Annotated in this window: 19 protein-coding genes; 9 read left to right on the plus strand and 10 right to left on the minus strand. The window is 51.9% G+C overall.

The window, feature by feature from the left end:
• Position 1: 1 nt before the first annotated feature.
• On the plus strand, positions 2-1,474 hold the full coding sequence (locus tag JUB14_RS23700; protein WP_207509334.1) for a DUF1501 domain-containing protein: 1,473 nt from the start codon (positions 2-4) through the stop codon (positions 1,472-1,474).
• A gap of 9 nt (positions 1,475-1,483) precedes the next feature.
• Here JUB14_RS23700 and JUB14_RS23705 read toward each other — a convergent pair whose 3' ends face one another.
• Entirely contained in the window at positions 1,484-2,329 is an 846-nt protein-coding gene (locus JUB14_RS23705) for a helix-turn-helix domain-containing protein (RefSeq protein ID WP_207509335.1), read from the minus strand.
• 302 nt (positions 2,330-2,631) lie between these two features.
• On the opposite strand from JUB14_RS23705, the gene JUB14_RS23710 reads away from it, so the two are divergent.
• Positions 2,632-3,624 (plus strand): phytanoyl-CoA dioxygenase family protein, encoded by a 993-nt coding sequence (locus JUB14_RS23710; RefSeq protein ID WP_207509336.1) that lies wholly within the window; start codon positions 2,632-2,634, stop codon positions 3,622-3,624.
• A gap of 159 nt (positions 3,625-3,783) precedes the next feature.
• Positions 3,784-4,986, plus strand: a complete 1,203-nt coding sequence (locus tag JUB14_RS23715) for an SLC13 family permease (protein ID WP_207509337.1) — start codon at positions 3,784-3,786, stop codon at positions 4,984-4,986.
• On the opposite strand, the gene JUB14_RS23720 is transcribed toward JUB14_RS23715, so the two are convergent.
• Both JUB14_RS23720 and JUB14_RS23725 read right to left on the minus strand, forming a co-directional pair.
• On the minus strand, positions 4,983-5,852 hold the full coding sequence (locus JUB14_RS23720) for an SDR family oxidoreductase (protein WP_207509338.1): 870 nt from the start codon (positions 5,850-5,852) through the stop codon (positions 4,983-4,985). The genes JUB14_RS23715 and JUB14_RS23720 overlap by 4 nt on opposite strands.
• Positions 5,853-5,874: 22 nt before the next feature.
• On the minus strand, positions 5,875-6,474 hold the full coding sequence (locus JUB14_RS23725; RefSeq protein ID WP_207509339.1) for a TetR/AcrR family transcriptional regulator: 600 nt from the start codon (positions 6,472-6,474) through the stop codon (positions 5,875-5,877).
• A 164-nt stretch (positions 6,475-6,638) separates the two neighbouring features.
• Here JUB14_RS23725 and JUB14_RS23730 point away from each other — a divergent pair, with 164 nt between their 5' ends.
• On the plus strand, positions 6,639-8,654 hold the full coding sequence (locus JUB14_RS23730; protein WP_207509340.1) for a sialate O-acetylesterase: 2,016 nt from the start codon (positions 6,639-6,641) through the stop codon (positions 8,652-8,654).
• Between the two features lie 136 nt (positions 8,655-8,790).
• On the opposite strand, the gene JUB14_RS23735 is transcribed toward JUB14_RS23730, so the two are convergent.
• Entirely contained in the window at positions 8,791-9,594 is an 804-nt protein-coding gene (locus tag JUB14_RS23735) for an anti-sigma factor (RefSeq protein ID WP_207509341.1), read from the minus strand.
• Positions 9,591-10,136, minus strand: coding sequence for an RNA polymerase sigma factor (locus JUB14_RS23740; protein WP_207509342.1), 546 nt, complete (start codon positions 10,134-10,136; stop codon positions 9,591-9,593). The genes JUB14_RS23735 and JUB14_RS23740 overlap by 4 nt, the downstream gene beginning before the upstream one ends.
• A 587-nt stretch (positions 10,137-10,723) precedes the next feature.
• On the opposite strand from JUB14_RS23740, the gene JUB14_RS23745 reads away from it, so the two are divergent.
• The 5 genes from JUB14_RS23745 (at position 10,724) to JUB14_RS23765 (ending at position 17,015) form a co-directional block, all read left to right on the plus strand.
• Entirely contained in the window at positions 10,724-12,010 is a 1,287-nt protein-coding gene (locus JUB14_RS23745) for a metal-dependent hydrolase family protein (RefSeq protein WP_207509343.1), read from the plus strand.
• Between the two features lie 145 nt (positions 12,011-12,155).
• On the plus strand, positions 12,156-13,478 hold the full coding sequence (locus JUB14_RS23750; RefSeq protein WP_207509344.1) for an MFS transporter: 1,323 nt from the start codon (positions 12,156-12,158) through the stop codon (positions 13,476-13,478).
• Positions 13,479-13,602: 124 nt separating this feature from the next.
• Positions 13,603-14,421, plus strand: a complete 819-nt coding sequence (locus JUB14_RS23755; protein ID WP_207509345.1) for a hypothetical protein — start codon at positions 13,603-13,605, stop codon at positions 14,419-14,421.
• 36 nt (positions 14,422-14,457) lie between these two features.
• Complete coding sequence (locus JUB14_RS23760; RefSeq protein ID WP_207509346.1) at positions 14,458-15,783, plus strand: GntP family permease; 1,326 nt, start codon at positions 14,458-14,460, stop codon at positions 15,781-15,783.
• 110 nt (positions 15,784-15,893) lie between these two features.
• A complete protein-coding gene (locus tag JUB14_RS23765) occupies positions 15,894-17,015 on the plus strand; it encodes a Gfo/Idh/MocA family protein (RefSeq protein WP_207509347.1) in 1,122 nt (373 codons plus the stop codon).
• 4 nt (positions 17,016-17,019) lie between these two features.
• On the opposite strand, the gene gldF is transcribed toward JUB14_RS23765, so the two are convergent.
• The 5 genes from gldF to gcvH form a co-directional block, all read right to left on the minus strand.
• Positions 17,020-17,748, minus strand: a complete 729-nt coding sequence (gene gldF, locus JUB14_RS23770) for a gliding motility-associated ABC transporter permease subunit GldF (RefSeq protein WP_207509348.1) — start codon at positions 17,746-17,748, stop codon at positions 17,020-17,022.
• Positions 17,749-17,813: 65 nt separating this feature from the next.
• Entirely contained in the window at positions 17,814-18,329 is a 516-nt protein-coding gene (locus tag JUB14_RS23775) for a DUF4199 domain-containing protein (RefSeq protein ID WP_207509349.1), read from the minus strand.
• Between the two features lie 101 nt (positions 18,330-18,430).
• Entirely contained in the window at positions 18,431-18,964 is a 534-nt protein-coding gene (locus JUB14_RS23780; RefSeq protein WP_310586190.1) for a DUF4199 domain-containing protein, read from the minus strand.
• Positions 18,965-19,017: 53 nt separating this feature from the next.
• Positions 19,018-20,304 carry a dihydroorotase gene (locus JUB14_RS23785; RefSeq protein ID WP_207509351.1) on the minus strand — a complete coding sequence of 429 codons (1,287 nt, stop codon included), beginning with the start codon at positions 20,302-20,304 and terminating at the stop codon, positions 19,018-19,020.
• An 88-nt stretch (positions 20,305-20,392) separates the two neighbouring features.
• A complete protein-coding gene (gene gcvH / locus JUB14_RS23790) occupies positions 20,393-20,773 on the minus strand; it encodes a glycine cleavage system protein GcvH (protein WP_207509352.1) in 381 nt (126 codons plus the stop codon).
• Positions 20,774-21,016 lie beyond the last annotated feature (243 nt).

Below are 21,016 nucleotides of genomic sequence, written 5' to 3' on the forward strand. Positions count from 1 at the left end.
TATGGACGAGATACAGCAACACCTGCTTAACCAGCAACGGCGCGACTTCCTGCGGGGCAGTGTACTAGGCCTCGGTAGTATCGCCCTTGGCTCCCTGATGGGCTGCAGGAATGACAAAGCCGGAGCTGTTGATCCCCCCGGTGCTGTCCAGACTCCGGAAGAAAACCAGCCCCTCGGGAATCCGCACTTTGCGCCTAAGGCGAAGCGGGTCATTTACCTGTTTCAGAGTGGCGGTCCCTCGCAGATGGAGCTATTTGAGTACAAGCCCAAACTCACCCAGATGCACGGGCAGGAGATACCTCCATCGGTCATGGGTACCAATCGTATTTCGGGTATGGTTACCAACCAGTACAGCTTTCCGCTGGCCCAGCCCGCTGCTACCTTCACCCGGCGAGGCTCTAATGGTACCTACATCAGCGACCTGCTTCCCTACACTGGCAAGGTAGTGGACGACCTTTGTTTGGTGAAATCCATGTACACGGAGCAGATCAATCACGAGCCGGCCATGGTATTCATGCAGACGGGAAACCAGTTGAGCGGGCGTCCGTGCATAGGCTCGTGGCTGAGCTACGGCCTGGGTAGCCTCAACGAAAACCTGCCTTCATTTATCGTGATGCTGTCCAAAGGTGGCGGCGACCAGCCTATCAGTTCTGCCGCCTGGAGCAACGGCTTTCTGCCCTCGCACCACCAGGGAGTACAGTTTATGTCAGGCAAAGATCCGGTGCTGTACCTGTCCTCCTCGGCCGGTGTCGATCGGGTAGACCGTCGCCGGGCTCTGGATTATATTAAGGAGCTGAACCTACTGCAGAATGAAACCTGGCACGACCCGGAAGTAGACTCGCGCCTCAACCAGTACGAAATGGCATTTCGGATGCAGACAGCCATACCGGGCGTTACGGATATTTCTAACGAGCCACAGCACATCCTGGATATGTACGGGCCGGATGTTACAACTCCCGGCACCTTTGCCTACAACTGCCTGCTGGCGCGGCGGCTGGCCGAAAATGATGTACGGTTCGTTCAGTTGTACCACCTGGGCTGGGACCATCATGGCAGCCTGTCCAGTGGCATCCGCCGCGCTACCCAACAGACCGACCAACCCTCGGCGGCGCTGGTGCAGGACCTCAAGCAGCGGGGCCTGCTGGACGATACCCTGGTCGTATGGGGCGGAGAATTTGGCCGGACGAGCTTTTGCCAGGGGAAGCTCACGCCCGAAGCCTTCGGCCGCGACCACCATCCCGGAGCCTTTACCATGTGGATGGCAGGCGGAGGTACTAAACCGGGACTTGTCTATGGGGAAACCGATGATTTTGCGCATAACGTGGTCAGAGATCCGGTGCATGTACATGACTTTCAGGCTACGCTGCTGCACCTGATGGGAATTGACCACGAAAAATTCACCTACAAGAGCCAGGGACGCCGCTATCGTCTCACCGATGTACATGGGCGCATCGTGCATAGTCTACTGGCGTAAGAGAGGTACCTATACCAGATGCCGCTTCTTGAACTGCAGCGGATTTTCACCGGCTATCTTCTTGAAGGTCTTATTGAAGTACGACAGGCTTTCGAAACCGCTTTCATAGCAGGCCTCGGTCACGTTGTGGTCAAGGAGCAGGAGCTGCTTGGCCTGGTGGATACGGTACTGGTTCAGGAACTCCGTAAAGGTCATGCGGGTCAGTTTTTTGAAGTACCGGCAAAAGGCTGCTTCGCTCAGGTTGGTCAGCCCGGCCACTTCACTGATTTCAATTTTACGCTTAAAATTCTCTTCTATAAAAGCATACAGCTGCTTCATCCGCTGCTGTTCCTTGAGGTTGTAGTTGTATTCGACGGGCTGTGTGTTCAGCAAGGTGACTTCTTCGGTCGTGGCTAGCAGTTGAAATACCCGCAGCAGTTCGATGAGTTGCTCAAAGGGAGGCAGGGTCACGAGCCTTTTCAGACGCTCTCCTGCCTGCTGCTTGGTGGTACCATGAAATGAAAGTCCGTGCCGGGCCTGCTCAAAAAGCCGGTGAACCGCTGCTAATTCGGGAGCCGCCAGAAAATCCTTCCCCAGAAAACTATCCTTCATCTGCACGATCACCTGCTCACAGTCGGTACGAACGCCGTAGTCGAAGTTGAGGTGCGGGATATTGGGGCCCATAAATACCAGATCGCTGCCCTCGTAGCGCGAGATATGGCTACCGATGTGGCGTGTCCCGCTGGCCCCCTCGACGTACACGATCTCGTACTCCGGGTGGAAGTGCCAGTAAAACTGGTCATTAAGCCGGGGCGTCAGCAAGAGTCGGAACGACCGGTCCTGATCGGGCAGTACTTCTTCAAGCTGGACTTTCATAAGTGTTCTAATGATATTATAGAGACCTTCCCACCTCGCTAACCCCGATTTGTAATCGGGGTTAAATCTGACAGCGTTTTAAACGCTAATTGAGTCCGCCCCGATTGCAAATCGGAGTCAGCGGATAGCAAATCGATATTCCGCATTCGAAAATCGAGAATTTCACTATTCTGCACCTATCACCTCTGCTATATTATAAAAAATATCAATATAGAACAAAAACGGGTAAGTATTGGAGTAGAGACGGGCGGGGTAACCAGGTACCTTTGACTTAACTACTAACAATCCTTAACGCGACGAATATGAAAGCAGAAGAAACTCCAACCATGGCTACCGGTATGGCTCCCACCATGGTTCCTGACAATGCCCACAAGGATATACCAGGCAATCCCTCCACGGCGATCAGCAGCCCTATCAAACTCAACGACCGCTCCAACGGTAAGCCCCTTAGAGTACTTTCGGAAGAAGACTGGCAGTTCTGGGTACATAACGGCTACATTGTAATTAAGAATGCAGTACCCCGCGAACAAGCCGAGCGGCTGGCTGGCTTCCTGTGGGAGTTTGAGGAGAAAGATCCGAACGACCCGGAAACCTGGTACGCGCCGCCCCGCGCCGAAATGAAGATGAAGGAACTGACCGGCAGCGGTATGGTGGAGGTCTACAACCACCAGTACCTATGGGACAACCGGCAGATGCAGCGGGTGTACGACGCCTTTGTGGATATATGGGGTACCGAGAAACTGTGGGTGACCATTGACCGAGCCAACCTGAATATGCCCATGCGCCCCGGCCACGAGTTCAAAGGCTTTATCCACTGGGACTACGATCCTGAAACCAAGCCACAGAACGTACAGGGCGTACTGGCCCTGGCTGACCAGACTGACCCCGACATGGGAGGCTTTCAGTGCGTGCCGGAGTTGTATCGTACCTACGATACCTGGAAGCTGACCCAGCCCGAGGACCGCAACCACTTCCAGCCGGATGTAACAGGCTTTGAGATTGTGAAAGTACCCCTGGAAGCAGGTGATCTGCTTATCTTCAACAGCACCGAGCCGCATGGCATTCGCCCCAACCGCAGCAAGGACAAGGTACGCATAGCCCAGTACATATCCATGATGCCGGCGCAGGAGGACAACGAGACCCTAAGGCAGTGGCGTATAGCCTCCTGGCGTGATCGCGTAGCGCCCGAGGGCTACGCCTTCCCCGGTGATCCGCGCGGCTGGGAAAAAACAAAGTACCCAACCGCTGAACTGAGCCCGCTGGGCCGGAAACTGCTGGGTTTGGACCGCTGGTAATACCTACTTATATACCGACTGCGACAGGCTTTCCCGAGCACGAATAGAGTACTCAGGAAAGCCTGTCGATTTTTATTTTTTTACAGGTGGAAAAGCTATTGAAAATGAGATAAAAAGCTTTGTACTTTTAGTGCCATTTTTCAACCGCACATACACCACATGGTCCCTCCTTCTTTCCTGCACATTCGGATAGAATTTATTCTGTTCGGACTAACGCTGCTATGCGTTGCACTCTTTCACCACCATACTCTTAGGGTAGCCCTGCTGGGCCTGCTTAGCATCATCATCTTCAAGCTGGTATTTGACCCGACCTACCACTGGGAGGAGCACTTCCTGGGTACCCGCCCGCTCGTGGAGCAACTCTTCGACAAGCACCTACGGGGCGGTGAGTGGGCTATACTGCTAAACCTGTTTGGCCTGTTGCTGGGCTTCGCCATTCTGGCCAAGCACTTTGAGACATCAGGCGTACCCGACTACCTGCCCAGGTACCTGCCCGACGACTGGAAGGGCGGCTTCGTCCTGCTGGCGCTGATCTTCGTGATGTCGTCGTTTCTGGACAATATCGCCGCCGCCATGATCGGGGGTACCGTGGCACTGGTTGTGTTCAAGAATAAAGTACATATAGGCTACCTGGCAGCCATCGTAGCCGCCAGTAACGCCGGAGGCTCGGGTAGCGTAGTAGGTGATACCACTACGACTATGATGTGGATTGCGGGCGTACCGGCCACGGATGTTTTCCCGGCCTATATAGCGGCCGTTACGGCTTTTCTGACGTTTGCTTTCGTAGCCTCCCGGGTACAGGACCGGTACCAGCGTATCCAGAAAGATCCGGTGGAGGGGCTGACCATTGACTACGTACGCCTGGGCATTGTGGGTCTCATCCTACTGCTCACGATCGCTACCAATGTGCTGTTTGACTTCCCGGCCCTGGGGGTGTGGGTAGCGATTCTGCTTGGTTCGCTGATCCGCCAGACGCCCTGGCACGAAATACGGGAGGCCCTGCCGGGTACCCTATTCCTGCTGGCCCTGGTAACCTGTGCTTCCCTGATGCCCATCAACGAGCTACCGCCTGCCTCCTGGCAGTCAGCCTTTGTACTGGGCTTTGTATCGTCGGTATTTGACAATATTCCCCTCACCAAACTCGCGCTGGACCAGGGCGGCTACGACTGGGCCATACTGGCTTATGCGGTGGGCTTTGGCGGGTCCATGATCTGGTTTGGCTCGTCGGCGGGCGTAGCTATTTCCAACATATTCCCGGAGGCCCGGTCGGTCAGCCGGTGGTTTACTAAAGGCTGGTTTGTGGCCGTGGCTTACGTGGTAGGTTTTCTGGCTATACTAGTTTTGAAAGGCTGGCATCCTTAGCGACTTGTCTGCAGGGGAGTAGCCGAAGGCACACGGGTAGATTCTTTGTAGTAGCCTTTCTCTACGACCGAACGTACTACGCCATGAAACCAGCTTAGGGGGATCAGGCGGCGGACAAACAGGAGCACGGGCGACTCGGACCCTACCGGGTAACGTAGCTTAAAACTACCATCCGTAGCTGCCTGGTAGATCTTACGGGCTACTACCTCCGGGCCCGGGGCATCCTCCCCGGCTTTCTGGGTATTACGAAGGGTTACCTCCTGGTAATGGTCGTAGTCGGTGAGGCCTTCTTTCCGGAACAAGTCCTGGGAGCGGTCGTAGAAGTCCGTCTTAATAGCACCCGGCTCAATGTTCTTGACCCGGATATTGAACGGGCGCAGCTCAAAAGACAGTGCCTCGGCAAAGCCCTCTACGGCCCACTTGGTACCGTGGTACACCGAGTAGATGGGGAAGGTGAGAAGTCCACCCATGGAGGTGACGTTGATAATAGTACCGTCGCGCCGGGCCCGGAAGTGCGGCAGGATTTCACGAATGACATTCATAACGCCGAATACATTGGTATCGAACTGCCGCCGGATCTGCTCCTCGGTAGCGGCCTCGAATACGCCCACGCCCCCGTAGCCAGCGTTATTGACAATAACGTCAATATCACCAAAGGCGGCGATGGCATCGGCGATGGCTGCTTTGATACTGACCGGATCCGTTACATCCAGCCGGAATAGCTTCACGTGGGGCCAGATGTGCATTTCCTTTTCCTGCTCGGGCCGGCGGAGAGTCGCGGCTACGTTCCAGCCTTTGTCAGAGAAGTACTTAACGGCAGCCTTTCCAATCCCGGACGAGGTACCTGTGATCAATACAGTTTTCATAGTGGTAGTATAGATTAATTGGTTAGTTGGCTTGTAATCCTTTCAGGTGCAGACCGATCAGGTAACGCAGGTGCTGTTCTACCTCCGAGAAATCCGCCCCTGCCGACAACACCGCCCCCGACTCAAGTACAGCTTTGTGCTTAAGAGCATCGGCCATGGCAAACAACATCCCGGCGGCTTTGTGTGAATCTCCTTGTACCAGCGTAGCCAGACATCCGGCAATATAAGACACCTCCTTCTGCTGCATCTCGCGGTACAGGTTATCAAATACCGGCTGTAAGCTTCGGAGACTCTCGGTCGAAAGACTCATCAGACCCAGCACCTGGCGGTAGTACTGAAGCCGCTCAATGAAGTACGTGATGATCTTCTCCGACACATCCTCAATATCTTTTACTTTTTCCTGAAGCAGGGCTATCTCCCGCTGGCTTTCGCGCAGCACCGTCGCCAGAAATATCTCCTCCTTATTTTTATAGTAATAGTAGAGCGATGCCTTATTAAGACCTACTACTTTTCCAATATCATCCAGGGTAGTCTTATCATACCCATAGCGGGTAAATACTTCCAGCGCTCCGTTCAAGATGACGTTCCGCTTTTCCTCTTTATCTTCTGCTTTTCTTGGCATTACCGGGCTTTACTTTTAGGTTCACAAATATAAATCTATTTTTCAAACAATTTACATTACTGTTTGAAAAATAAAATAAACAGGCCATTATGCCTGCCATTTAGCGAGCGACATAACAGTCAGCAGGTTATAGTAGTTAATACCCACAGCACCTCCCTGCTTCTATGGCCTATCCTATACGCTCTTTCTTACTATGCATTCTTATAAGCCACAATCTGCTGGCTCAGCTCGTTATTACCTTTCCCACTGAGCGTATTGTACTCCAGCGCGATCCTAACCGGAATATTCAGATTCCAGTGTCAGGATTCGCTTTTCTGCCCTTCGACCGCGTAGAGGCACGACTGGTTACCATAGAGGGCAGCCTGCCGGTAAGCGAAGGCTGGACCTTACTGGCTACCCGTCCCCAGCAGGGAAGCTTCACCGGCTCCCTGTCGGCTCAGGGCGGATGGTATCGTCTTGAAGTAAGAGGAATTATGAACGACCAGCCGGTAGACACCGTGCGGGTCAATCAGGTAGGAGTAGGTGAAGTGTTTATGATTTCGGGCAACTCCAACGCGATGGGGCTGCCCAACCTGGGAGCAAAGAGTGCTTCTGACCAGGTGCTCAGCTTCAACGCCCTCAATAAGTACCTCGACTACTCCGATTTTATACTGAAAGCGCCGGACCAGCCTATGCGGCATCCGGTATTCACTCCCCTGACTGCTACTGACAGCATATATCCCGGTGGTGAGTCGGCCTGGTACTGGGGCGAACTGGGTAGCCTGTTGTCGGAGCGGCTGCAGGTACCGGTCTTATTCACAAATGCAGCCTGGCCCGCTGCCAATTCGGAAAACTGGCGCGAAGCCGCCGAAGGAAAGAATACACTGAATATCTATGTAGGCAAAAACTGGCCCAACCAACAACCCTACACCAACCTGCGCAATACCCTCAACTACTTTCACTCCTGGCTGGGAATCAGGTCGGTGCTGTGGTCGCACGGTGAAAATGACGCCGCCCACCTGAAAATAGCGCAGGACAGGTACTATAACAACATGCGATACCTGATCCGGAGATCACGCGAGGACTTTGGGGCTAACGTAAACTGGGTAATAGCCCAGGCTACCATCAGCAACAACCTGAACACTCCCTACGAGCCCGTAGTCAACGCACAGAAACAGTTGGCCGCGACTCCCGGTCTGAACGTACGGCTCGGACCGGATACAGACCTCATCCAGGTACCTCGTCCCCAGCACGGCCATTATGAAAATGTCCATAGAGGTACACAGGGACTCACCGAAGTAGCACAGGCCTGGAGCAACAACCTGACGGATCAGTATTTCCAGCAAACTACCCCTATACTACCACGGGGCTTTGTGCACACAGGAGTAGTGCCGGCGGCTGCCCCGCCCGGCAGTAACTTTTTGATCTCTTACCGGATCGAGAGAAATCTACCGACTGATAGCCGGGTACAGGCCGAGCTTATAGCCGAAGATGGCAGGTACGTAGCCACGGTTGGATACGGCAGCAACAGTCCGCTCACTATAAGCCTGCCTGATACGCTTACCAGCCGGAAGTACTACCTCAGAGTGGTAGTGCAGCAGCCCCGGCTGGTGGGAAGCCTGTCAGAGGCCCTGCTGGTAGACCGAACACTAGCCTCTCCGCAGTATATCCGCCGCCTCACGGCCTACCCTACCGCTACGGAGGTAACACTGTACTGGCTGGTGGCCATTGACACTCAGCGCCGCAGCATGACTGTACAGAAAAGCCTGGACCGGGAAACCTACGTCGATATAGGGCCGGTGAACACGGAGCCGGATAATCAAAACCCCAGGCTGTATTCATTCGTAGATCCTGATCCTGACGAGCAGACGGCGTACTACCGGATCAAGACCGAGAGCCAATCGGGACAGGTCTACTACTCTCCGGCGGTGGCTATATTCCGGGGTGACGCTCCGCGCCTGTTTACCGTTTTCCCGAATCCGGCTCCAGTTGGCCCCGTTTATCTGCGAACCGACGAGGCCGAGCAATTCGCAGCTGAGTTGATCAGTCAGCAGGGCCACTCTTTCCCGGTCCGGACACGCTCCAGTGGGGTCATTGGCTTATCCATTATTGAACCGGTTACATTCATGAACCCAGGGGTATATACGTTGAAAGTAGTACATGATTCATACATCTATACCCAGCTTATTGTGTTATTTTGACAGATTAAGCACCTGCAAGTATACTCAATAACCAAAGTTGGCTACAATTATTCCTGTCACTGATACCTCCGATAACAGAAAAGCGGAAGGGGTTCGCCCTTCCGCTTTTCTGTTGTATACGTTTATATAAGCTATCCTACACGTTGCCCATCACATACATCTGCTCAAGAGTAGGATTAGGACTGCCTCCCTCCTTCTCGAGAGTAATGGCAAAGGCTGCCGCACCGGGCTGTGTAGCTTTCATTTTTAATATTTTACCACCAAACTCCGGATCCAGCACCCCCATATCCACTGGGGTACCATTTACAATACTCCACAGTTGGTACTGCCGGTTAGCGGGTGGAGCGGGCAGATTCTGTACATCCAGTAATACTTCATTAGTACTCTGGTTCCAGAAGGCTACTACACTGCTCTCCGGCGACTTCTCTACGCCCGCCATCCTCACCACCTTGTAGTCAGGGTTGCGGTACAGACTGGCCAGATTTTGTTGGTAGGCCGACTCGTTTCTGACGGCTTCTATCTCAGCGGCAAGCGTCTCGTTTTGCTCCCGGTACGCCGACATCTGGTAGAAGGCCCAGCCAAACAAGACCGCCAGTAGCACGGATGCCGCTACGGCTAGTGTGCCCCAGAGTGGGCGGGTCGTGGCGGTGCCGGTACCGATAGGTACTACGGTACTCCCGTTATCCTCCACTGGTTCCACCTGCTCAGGTACAGGACCAAATTTCATTTGATCGAATATCTTTCCCTTCAGATGAGCTGGTGGAGGAGTCTGGTGTTCAAGCGCATAACTTTCCATCGCCTGCTCCAGCTTCAACAGTTCGCTCTTTACTTCGGGATATATTTTAGACAAGCACTCCACTTCCTGCTTTTCCTGCGATGAAACGGTACCGAGCACGTATTCTTCCAAAATGCCTGACTCTATGTAGGCCTGAATATTCATACTGAAAAATAATTTTTAAGATCTTGTAACGCTGTCCGGATTCGTGACTTTACCGTACCTAATGGTATACGTAGCTGTTCAGATACTTCTTCCTGGGTGTATCCCTGGAAGTATACCAGATCCACCAGTATCTTTCGTTCCGGCTTCAGTTTTTCTACCAGGGACTTCAGATCCATCGTAGATGGAGAAGGTTGATAACTAGCATGTTGCTCCGCTCGATCAAGATTATCCTGTATATCATCAAATCCAGGCTTTCTGCCTTCTGCTCTTACCGCATCTATACTGGTATTACGAGCTATATTCAGCATCCACGTAAATAGCCTGCCCTTATCGGGATTGTACGAAGAGATACTTCTCCATATTTTCAAAAAAGCCTCCTGCATAACATCTTCGGCTTTTTCATCATCACGTACAATTTTGCTGATTACATTATACAGGGCTCCAGAATAATGATCATAGAGATACTCGAAAGCTGCCTGCTCATTTCTTTTCAGCGAAGCAACCAGCTCGTCTTCGTTGTATTTTTGTTTTGGGGTCGCCAAGGTTGCTTTTTGTTATAATTTTACCTTTCGGCAAGCTAAACAAAATTTGTTCAAGGCTTTATAATTACTTACCAAATTAATATAAAATAGTACGAGCAAACACCCATTCCTTCTGGACTTTACCCATGTAACCAACAGTCAAAAAATTACGTTCTATGTCTAGTGAAGAAGTTACCTACCGATATATCCAGACTCAACTGGAAAGCAGTACCGTATCAATGGAGTGGATGACTCCGTTGGACTAATACACATCGCAGATGTTTACACTAGTAGCATTATTTTCTTTCTTATCTACCACGATCACATTACGATCTCCGTCCATCCGGGCCTTGAAGGTACCAGACTAAGCGTGTGCCTGTATTACTAATCCTGCCAGCGCACAATCAAGCGTTTTAACTTTTTAATACTAATTTTTATCTGGTTTACTTTGTAATGATACTTACGCTCATTGTGTCACTACAGATTAAGTCACAACCCGATTTTACGGAATATTTTTTGTGCCTCAACTTTTCAGGAGCCGGGAGGAGCGCTCATGTGGCTAAAAATGCTTTATTTGTAATTTGCCTCTTTATAGGTCTTCTCATCAGATGAAAAAACTTTTCCTCTTTGCAGCTACCCTTCTGGGTGCACTATCCTCTACAGCCTACGCTCAACGTACCCTTATTCATTGCGGCAATCTGCTGGATGTAAATAAGGGGGAAGTACAGCGCCAGATGACCATCGTACTGGACAAGAACAAAATCAGTGCCGTCGAGCGCGGGTACAGCCGGGCTGCTGCCAATGATAACGTTATTGACCTCAAAAACAAGTACGTACTGCCTGGGCTGATAGACATGCACGTACACCTCGAAAACGAAACCCGCCGGGGCGGCTCCTACGACCGCTTCGTACAGAATCCGCCCGATGTAGCCTTTCAGGCGGCCCGCTACGCCAAGACTACCTTACTGGCCGGCTTTACAACGGTGCGTGACCTGGGTGGTAGTGGGGTGAATATAGCCTTGCGCAACGCCATCAATAAAGGCCTGGTAGAAGGTCCCCGAATCTTTACCTCGGGCAAATCCATTGCCTCCACCGGCGGCCACGCCGACCCGACCAACGGCTACCGCAAAGACCTGATGGGTGATCCCGGACCCAACGAGGGCGTAGTAAATAGTGCCGACGACGCCCGTAAGGCCGTACGCCAGCGCTACAAGGACGGAGCGGATGTGATTAAGATCACTGCTACGGGCGGAGTACTTTCCAACGCCAAAGACGGACAGGGGCCGCAGTTTACGGAAGAAGAAGTAAAGGTAATTGTAGAAACCGCCCACGACTACGGCTTTCATGTAGCGGCTCACGCCCACGGCGCCGAGGGCATGAAACGGGCCATCCGGGGCGGCGTACAGACCATCGAGCACGGTACTCTTATGGACGATGAAGCCATTGAGCTTTTCAAGAAACACGGTACCTACTATGTACCTACCATCATAGCCGGACGTACAACGGCCGACTCCGCCCGCATTATGGGCTACTACCCACCGCTGGTTACTCCCAAAGCGCTGGCTATTGGTCCCAAGCTACAGGCTACCTTTGCCAGGGCGGTTAAAGCCGGGGTGAAGATAGCCTTCGGTACTGATGCCGGTGTATATCCACACGGGTACAACGCCAAGGAGTTTGAGTACATGCTCGAAGGGGGTATGACGGCCATGGAGGCGATAAGAGCGGCTACCGTTACCAATGCCATGCTGCTGGATATGAGCGAGTCGCTAGGAAGTATAGAGGCCGGCAAACTGGCGGATATCATAGCCGTTGAGGGTAATCCGTTACAGGATATCAAAACGCTGCAGAACGTCACCTTCGTCATGAAAGACGGTACCGTATACAAGCAGCAGTAACTACTATTTATCATTTTGAATACTACCCTGAGACGCCGGCGTCTCAGGGTATTTTTATACAATAGCAGGAAAAGCTTGCAATACTGCCATCCAGACTCCTTAAATTAGCCACATCAAAGGCTATTTCTCTAAACCCTCTCCCTTTATGACTTCCGAACGCATCGGCAACTACCGCTGGCGGATTGTTATGCTTCTTTTTGCGGCCACTACCATCAACTACATTGATCGTAACGTACTATCCTTTACCATGATAGACGACGACTTCAAGCGGGAGATGATCGGACTGGCACCGGGTCAACCCATTACGGTCGCTGATAACATACTTTATAAGGAGTGGATGGGGTATGTTGATTCGGCTTTTAAGTGGGCTTACGCCATCGGCTACGTACTGGCCGGCTGGCTGATCGACCGTATAGGTACCCGCCGTGGGTATGCCATATCCATGTTTATCTGGAGTATCGCCGGTATACTCAATGCCTTTGTTGGTTCGGTACGTACGATGAGCATGACCCGCTTTATGCTGGGACTGGGTGAATCGGGCAACTTTCCCTCCGCCATCAAGACCGTAGCCGAATGGTTTCCCAAGCGCGAACGCTCCTTTGCCAACGGGATATTCAATGCCGGTACCAACGTAGGTATTATAGTTACGGCCCTCACCGTCCCCTGGATGACGCTCAACTACGGCTGGCGTACGTCCTTTATCGTGACTGGTTTGCTGGGCTTTGTGATGCTGGCCATCTGGTGGACTACCTACCGTCGCCCCGCCAAGCACCCCCACGTTACCCAGGCCGAACTTGACTACATCAACAGCGATCAGGAAACAGTACCCTTCAAGCGTATTCCCTGGGCTAAGCTACTGACCTACCGCCAGACCTGGGCCTTCGCCCTGGGCAAGTTCATGACTGACCCGGTGTGGTGGTTCTACCTGACCTGGCTGCCCGACTTCTTTAACAGCAACGAAGCCCTGGATCAGAAGCTGGACCTGAAAAGCATCGGTATCCCCTTCCTGATCATCTATCTGGTATCGGATGCGGGTAGTATCTTCTTTGGATGGCTGTCGACGAAGTTTATCCAGATGGGCTGGTCCATCAACCGGGCCCGCAAGACCACCATGCTTATCTGCGCCATCTGTGTATTCCCGATATTTATCGCCTCTACTACTAACAACATATACATAGCCGTGGCCCTGATCTCATTGGCTACGTCGGCGCATCAGGGATGGTCGGCCAATATGTACACCTTCGCTTCAGACCTGTTCCCCCGGCAGGCGGTAGCTTCTGTGACGGGTATCGGCGGTATGTGCGGAGCCATTGGTGGCGCCCTGTTTGCGGCCGTGACGGGTATCATTATCGGGCGCGTCGGGTACCAGCCCCTGTTCATCATTGCGAGTGGTACCTACATCGTGGCGCTGGCGATTATTCATTTTATCGTACCGCAGATGCAGCCTGCTAATGTAGAGGATGTGTAAGAGACTTTCAATGACCAATAAGCAGTGACCAGTGACCAATAAGGAGTGACTAATGAGCATTGTGAGTAGTGAGCATTGAGTTAGGTTTTTGTACCCATACTATTAATTAACCACACCCTCTACTATGGCTCGGATTTTGACCAGCCTTACAGTCCTGCTCCTCATGCAGAGCTGGACTCATCTCATATGGGCCCAGGATGAATACTTCAGTACACAGCCTGGCAAATCAAAGCCCAATCATAGTTCGATACTGGGGCGGGTACATAGTCACTATTACGTCCGGTTAGAAGGCTCAACTACTCAGATCCGGTCACACCTTTCCGGCGATGAGTTTTACTCTCCCTATCCTTTTGGCTTTAACTTCAAAGGCGGGCTTATCTCCGGCTTTAACTACCGGAATAAGTGGGAGATAGAATCAGGTATCAAACGAATGGGTATCTATACTACCTACAGCTTTGATTTACACAAATCATTGGGTGCATCTCCGGGCGACGGAACGTCGTATAGGCTGCGTGTTACTTACTGGCACATTCCGGTGGTCCTAAAAGTAGTTCTGTGGCAACTCAGGAAAAACATGACTGCTATGGCTACGCTGGGGGCAGGTTACAGCTGGGAGGGAGACAATGGAATTAAAATGATAGGCCCCAACATGTCCCGAAACGGCAGAGGGCTGCCTAACGGTACAATGCTCTACTATACTACAACCGACAATCACACCCATTCATCAAGCTTTTTCTCGGGCGAAACCGGTTTGGAGTTCAACTGGTACTTTATCCGAAAACTAGGTTTGACGGCCTCCGTGAAGCGTCTATTTGGCCCTGATAATTTGCTTCGTTTAGATAGTAAATTAGTAGATGATGCGCAAGGCACTACTTACCAGGTCAAAACACAGGCAGGAGCCAACGGTACCAGTGTAATGGCCGGACTGAGGTATCGCTTTTGATTAAACCTATAAACTCTTTCCATCCAATTTTCCTACATGTACCTGATCATCGTTGTCCTACTGAGTATCCTGTTTATTGTAGTGGGCACCGCCCGGTTCAAGCAGCATCCCCTACTGCTGCTGCTACTGGCGGCCCTGGGTGTGGGACTGGCTACCGGCCACCCCGCTCCCGAACTGATTAAAACGATCGGCAGGGGCTTTGGTGACTTACTGGGAGCCATTGGGTTGGTAGTAGTACTTGGGAGTGTAGTAGGGGTAGTACTGGAGCAGTCGGGCGCGGCGCAACGCATTGCCGACGCGGTACTCCGGCTGTTCAGCGAGAAACGTCCGGCCCTGGCCATGGCCTCCATAGGTGCCGTAGTGGGCATACCCGTATTCTGTGACTCGGGATTTATCATCCTCTCCAAGCTGAGCCAGCACGTGGCCCGGCGTACGGGAGTAAGTCCGGCGGTCACGTCACTGGGACTAGCCGGCGGCCTGTACACGACGCATACCCTGGTACCTCCTACACCCGGACCTATTGCGGCCGCGGGCAATCTGGGCGCGGAGCCTTATCTGGGCTTAGTAATTGGTTTAGGTCTTATCATTACGATTCCCAACATCCTGCTGATTACCTGGTGGGCCCGGCGCGCCGGTAGCTCGCTGATTCCATCATTACCGAAGAAAGATACGGCCGAAACCACTCCCCATCTGCCCTCTCTTTCGACCTCCATGACTCCTATTCTGGTTCCTCTGCTACTCATTACGGTGGCTTCATTTGGTAGTCTGTTAGGGCTGGCCGGGTCATTAACCAGGGTAGTTTACTTTCTGGGTAATCCGCTCGTAGCTCTCCTGCTGGCAGTATTTTTCTGCATTCCGCTCCTTCGCCATTCTACAAAAAGTACTTTATTCCAAGCAATCTCGGAAGGAATTATTCAGGCGGGTCCCATTCTGGTACTTACGGGAGCCGGTGGCGCCTTTGGCGCGGTACTGAAAGCTACCTCACTGGCAGAGGTAGTGAGCGGCTGGTTGGGTGGTGAAGCTCTCAGTGGAGTGGGCCTACTCCTCTTTGCGTTCTGTACCGCGGCCTTTCTCAAAACCGCCCAAGGCTCTACCACCTCATCGCTGGTTATTACCTCCTCCCTTCTGGCTCCGTTTGCCGTACAGGCAGGCTTTGATACCGGTATAGAGCTGGCCTTGCTGGTAGCCGCTGTGGGTAGCGGAGGTATGGTAGCTTCCCATGCCAATGACTCGTACTTCTGGGTCGTATCGCAGTTTAGTGGCCTCAACAGCCGCGATGCCTACCGTAGCTTTACGGTACAGACCTTCCTGCAGGGCCTGGTTAGCATCACAATGGTCCTGCTCCTGTATCTGTTCTTATAAGCAGAGGACATTCGGCCACTCAACCTTCCCGCAAAGTTTCTTATGTTAGAAAGTAATTTTACTATCGCCTATTCTTTATTATCTCTGAACCAATCAACACATACTTTTATATGTTTACCCGTCGCGACTTTTTACAGAACCTTACTATGGGTGTAGGCTTCACAGCCGTAGCCCAAAGTCTTATTTCACCTGCTGCTGCCTCTCCTGTCCTTTCTAATACAAAGCCTGCCCAAAAGCTTCGCGTAGCCATTATGGGTTTGGGCAGTTATGGTACCCGTGTGGCCGAGGCCATGGAAAAATGTGAACTAGCCGAGCTGACAGGTATTATCACCGGCACACCGGCCAAGGCCGAAGCCTGGAAGAAGAAGTACAACATCCCCGACAAAAATATCTACAACTACAATACCGTCAGCCAGATCAAAAACAATTCAGACATTGACGTAGTGTACGTGATCACGCCTAACTCGCTGCACCACAAGCACGTGATACAGGTAGCCAATGCCGGCAAACACGTAATCTGCGAAAAGCCCGTAGCCGACAATGCCAAACAGGCCCGCGAAATGATTGCTGCCTGCAACAAAGCTGGTGTAAAGTTCTACGTTGGGTACCGACTCCACTTTGAGCCCCACACCCGTGAACTGATTCGCATGCGCGAAGCCGGTGAGTTTGGTAAAGTGATGTTTATGGAAAATGGTTCAGGTTTCAAAATCGGTGACCCTACTCAGTGGCGCCTCAAGCAGGAATTGGCGGGAGGTGGCGCCCTGATGGACGTTGGTATCTACTGCATCAATGGAGCACGCTATGGAACGGGTGAAGAACCTACCTGGGTAACAGCGCAGGAAGTAAAGACAGATCCGGTCAAATTTAAAGAAGTAGATGAAACGATGACCTTTCAGCTGGGCTTCCCGAGCGGAGCCATTGCCAACTGCTCTACTACCTACAACTTCAATGGTCTGGGAGGCCTGAGACTGATTGGAAGTAGCGGATTTGCCGAATTAGATCCGGCATTTGGCTATGGTCCCATCAAGGGAGTGACCCATAAAGGGCCTATGAACCAGCCCATAGTAACGCACCAGACCGCTCAGATGGATGGCCTGGCCGACTGTATCCTGAACAACAAGCCCGACCCGAATATGACCGGGGTTGAAGGACTAAAAGATATGCTGGTAATTGACGCGATCTACGAGTCGGTCCGTCAGGGCGGCAAGAAGATTATGATTGGTAAGGTGTAATCCCTTACCTTCTGAGCTGGCCTATCCGCCAGTACGTCAGATAGAGAAAGAAGGCCGTCAGGCTAAGCAGATATATGACATTGCGCGAGTCGACCAGGCCCCGTCCGAGGGCCTGGTACTGCTCGTCCAGGGCTATCCACGAAAATACGGAGGCCAGCCCACTACTTCCCAGCAGCTGTGTCAGCGCGCCAAAACCGACATACCACACAAAGCCCAGAAAGACGCCCAGTACAAAGGCCACGATCTGATTGTCATTGAGTGAGGAGGCCCACAGCCCCATGGCCACCAGTACCCCGCTCAGCAACAGGAGACCTATATAAGACCCCACCACCGCCGCCGAATCAATATTACCGGGCGGATTACCCAGCCAGTAAACACTGAGGTAGTACAGTAAGGTAGGCAGTAAGGTAAGCGCTACGAGCAGCCAGTTGGCCAGGAACTTGCCCACTACCAGCGACCAGTCGGTCAGGGGCTTGGTAAGCAGTAGTTCAATGGTACCGTTGCGGATCTCCTCCGCCACCGAACGCATGGTAATGGCCGGGATCAGGAACAACAGTACGTAAGGGGTAAGGGTAAAGAAGGTATTCAGGTCGGCATAGCCGTAGTCAAGTACACTGGTATCCGGAAAAACCCACACGATAAGCCCTACTGCTACCAGAAAAGCCGCCATGACAATGTAGGCGATCAGCGAGTTAAAAAAACTATTTACTTCCTTACGAAATATAGCAAACACAAACGGTCCTTTTGGTTATTAGGATAACATGAACACAAGCAGTAACGTACGCAGCAACCTTCTTCTTATTCAAATACCGGGCGGGTTTTACGCATTACGGCCGCTACAATCAATGAAATGATAAAACCAATGATCAGGTAGGTTATCACTCCGGTAAAAAACATGATACCGGGCGACATAAACTTCTGCGAAATAGCCATGGCCTGATCAATCTGAGCATCGTCCAGCCCACGGCCTTCCATTTCTTCACGTGCCCGATCCAGCGACTGCTGCATGATGGTCGTATCAATAAACTCCATATAGAACATGGTAAAGGTAGCCGCCAGTATACCCACTATGGCCGCCACCAGTGACCCCGTCCCCAGTCCTTCACCGTAGGTCATAAACCCGCCATTCTGATCCCGAAAGTCTTTCATAGCCCATACAATTCCCCCAATCAGGATAAAGAAGGCAAGCGAAGCCAGAGCCCGGTTCTGGGCTAAACCACTTACATTAATAATCGTCGAATATACAATGACAACAACCGCTGTAATGACGCCATACTTAAGGGCTACACGCGCAGTAGATACATTTTCTTGCATACAGGTAGGATTAAAGGGGTTATGAATAATAATGCCAATATAGCAAAACCTGCATTATCACACTACCAGATCAGGATGAACGGCCTGTATCAGGATATAGACTACTGCTGTCGGGGATCCCGCATGATGCTGTAATTCTGACGGCGCATGATCATAGATATAAGGATAATCGGCAGTATACCCATAATGGTTTTCTTGCTCAGCTCATCCGCGATTACCTCTGACCGCTCGGTAGCCTGTACGCTACGGAGCATGTTCTGAAACTCAGCTTCACCGATGTTTTTGACCATTTCGGCTTTGCCCTGGATCAGCAGTTGCTGCATGTCGGCCAGGTAGTTGGTGAATACCGCCGGATCTACATAGGTAATAAAGAAGTAGATCAGCCAGCCGTTGATCAGAGCGGCAAAGGTATTGACGATATAGCAGATAGATAGGGCCTCCCACAGGTGCAGCATCCCGTTACCAACATTCTTGCGGTAGTACCAGCAGGCCGCAACCATCATGATCGCATGAATCCCAAAATCAAGGGCTTTCTTATTGCCCAGCGGCGCTACGCCAATTAAATACAGTGCCAGAAAAAACACAAATGCCAGGACTCCGGTAAGGCCACCAAAGGCAAGAGGTACCTTGAGCAAAGGTTTCCTAAAAAAATTCAGTATACTATTCATAATACAATCAACAAGACCAACTACTCAAACCAGCGGAAACCTCCCTGGTTCACTACTCCACAGACCCGTCCCCGCAGCACCTTACCCAGGAAAGGGGTGTTCTTTGACTTCGAGTAGGTCCGCACAAAGGTCCACTCCGCATCAGGTCTGAAGAAAGTCAGATTGGCCGGTTTGCCCTCTTCAAGGGTTACCTGGGGCAGGCGCAGGATTTGCCGCGGACGGCTGGTCAGCTTTTCGATCAACGCCTCCAGTCCTAAGCCGCTGTGCATCTGAGTCAGCGCAAAGGCGGTTTCTAAGCCGGTAATACCAAAGTCAGCGTGATCAAATTCCAGGTTTTTACTCTCCTCATCGTGCGGACTATGATCCGACACCACAGCATCAATGGTACCGTCAGCTAATGCCTGTCGCACCGCCTGGGCATCGGCCTCACTACGGAAAGGAGGATTAACTTTTAGATTTGTATCAAAGTCCATCAAGTCTTTGTCCTCGAATGCCAGCTGGTGAGCCGCCATGTCGCACGATACCGGCAGCCCTTTAGCCTTGGCTTCGCGGATCAGCTCCACAGCCCGGGCCGTAGACACCAGCGAAACGTGGAGCAACGGCAGGCCGGTATCGGGGGTAGTACTCTTTTCTAATGCATATTCAAGCAGCTTCAGGTCGCGGCTCAGCATCATTTCTTCGGCCAGAGCCGGCATCCCTTTTAGTCCCAGCAAGGTACTGGATACACCTTCGTGCATCTGCCCAAACAAGGTCAACTGCTTGTCTTCGGCGCGGTTCATCAACAGGGCATTCAGGGGGCTCAGGTACAGGAGTGCTTTCAGCAGGATATCCGCGTTCTGGATGGGATGCTCTCCGTCGGTAAAGGCCACCGCTCCCGAAGTATGCAGGTCTATCATATCGGTGAAGTCGACACCGTCCGTCCCTTTGGTCACGGCGGCGGCGGCGTGCAGTACTACGGGTCCGCCGTTACTGCCCTTCCTGACGTAGTTGAGGGTATCCTTGGAGTCTACTACCGGACGTGAGTTAGGTAACAGTACGATTTCGGTAAAGCCACCGCGGGCGGCTGCTTCCTGTACCGACTCTATACTCTCCTTGTGCTCATAGCCGGGGTCACGCGAGGCTACGCGCATGTCGATCCAGCCGGCCGACACGCACAGGCCGTTGCCTTCTCTTACCTCGGCGCCGTCGGCCGCGAGACCATCCCCGATCTGAGTCAGGATACCATTCTCAAGTAGCAGATCCTTTACCTGTCCGTGCAGCGGAGAGGCCTTGTCAATAATACGAACCGAACGTAGTAGTACTTTCATTTATCAGAAACAACGATATGGTTTTTCACCACCTCCTGTAAGTTATATTCAAAAAAAAAGCTCCTCGCGGAGCTTAAAGGGAAGCTGATCAGGCGCCTATAAATTGTTTGTACTCCTCAGCCGACATCAGACCATCCAGTTCACTGGGGTCAGACAGCTGCATACGGATCATCCAACCGGCTCCATAAGGATCATTATTTACCGTTTCGGGAGCGCCGTCCAGTACCGGATTAAGTTCCAGGATTTCGCCTGTCACGGGTAGGAAAAGATCGGACACCGTCTTCACCGCCTCTACCGAACCGAATACATCGTTCATCGAAAGGCTTTCACCCACGGTAGTAACATCTACATATACAATATCTCCCAACTCATTCTGGGCGTGATCGGTAATACCCACAACAGCCATATCACCGTCCAGGCGTATCCACTCGTGGTCTTTGGTATATTTTAGTTCTTCGGGGAATTGCATAGATAGATCTGATCTTTTCAGTTTGTATGATTCTTACAATAAGCTCCGCAAATTTCAGGATGTAAGCCCTATTTTCCAAATAAGATTTCTTCCACTTTTTTGGAGAGCAGTATAGTAGTTTTTAGAAAAAATAGTATTCTAATACCATACATCAGAAAAGATTCCTTCAGAACAATGCATTTGAACCTGTTTTCATCCGAATCCCGGTCCGCCTCTCCCCACCGATGGTGGCTTTATACCTTC

The organism is Telluribacter humicola, assembly GCF_017355935.1.
GTDB lineage: Bacteria > Bacteroidota > Bacteroidia > Cytophagales > Spirosomataceae > Telluribacter > Telluribacter humicola.

Bases quoted from the DNA above. Each gene is read 5' to 3' on its own strand.
- JUB14_RS23700 (WP_207509334.1), top strand. From the start codon at position 2: ATGGACGAGATACAGCAACACCTGCTTAACCAGCAACGGCGCGACTTC.
- JUB14_RS23705 (WP_207509335.1), bottom strand. From the start codon at position 2,329: ATGAAAGTCCAGCTTGAAGAAGTACTGCCCGATCAGGACCGGTCGTTC.
- JUB14_RS23710 (WP_207509336.1), top strand. From the start codon at position 2,632: ATGAAAGCAGAAGAAACTCCAACCATGGCTACCGGTATGGCTCCCACC.
- JUB14_RS23715 (WP_207509337.1), top strand. From the start codon at position 3,784: ATGGTCCCTCCTTCTTTCCTGCACATTCGGATAGAATTTATTCTGTTC.
- JUB14_RS23720 (WP_207509338.1), bottom strand. From the start codon at position 5,852: ATGAAAACTGTATTGATCACAGGTACCTCGTCCGGGATTGGAAAGGCT.
- JUB14_RS23725 (WP_207509339.1), bottom strand. From the start codon at position 6,474: ATGCCAAGAAAAGCAGAAGATAAAGAGGAAAAGCGGAACGTCATCTTG.
- JUB14_RS23730 (WP_207509340.1), top strand. From the start codon at position 6,639: ATGGCCTATCCTATACGCTCTTTCTTACTATGCATTCTTATAAGCCAC.
- JUB14_RS23735 (WP_207509341.1), bottom strand. From the start codon at position 9,594: ATGAATATTCAGGCCTACATAGAGTCAGGCATTTTGGAAGAATACGTG.
- JUB14_RS23745 (WP_207509343.1), top strand. From the start codon at position 10,724: ATGAAAAAACTTTTCCTCTTTGCAGCTACCCTTCTGGGTGCACTATCC.
- JUB14_RS23750 (WP_207509344.1), top strand. From the start codon at position 12,156: ATGACTTCCGAACGCATCGGCAACTACCGCTGGCGGATTGTTATGCTT.
- JUB14_RS23755 (WP_207509345.1), top strand. From the start codon at position 13,603: ATGGCTCGGATTTTGACCAGCCTTACAGTCCTGCTCCTCATGCAGAGC.
- JUB14_RS23760 (WP_207509346.1), top strand. From the start codon at position 14,458: ATGTACCTGATCATCGTTGTCCTACTGAGTATCCTGTTTATTGTAGTG.
- JUB14_RS23765 (WP_207509347.1), top strand. From the start codon at position 15,894: ATGTTTACCCGTCGCGACTTTTTACAGAACCTTACTATGGGTGTAGGC.
- JUB14_RS23775 (WP_207509349.1), bottom strand. From the start codon at position 18,329: ATGCAAGAAAATGTATCTACTGCGCGTGTAGCCCTTAAGTATGGCGTC.
- JUB14_RS23785 (WP_207509351.1), bottom strand. From the start codon at position 20,304: ATGAAAGTACTACTACGTTCGGTTCGTATTATTGACAAGGCCTCTCCG.
- gcvH (WP_207509352.1), bottom strand. From the start codon at position 20,773: ATGCAATTCCCCGAAGAACTAAAATATACCAAAGACCACGAGTGGATA.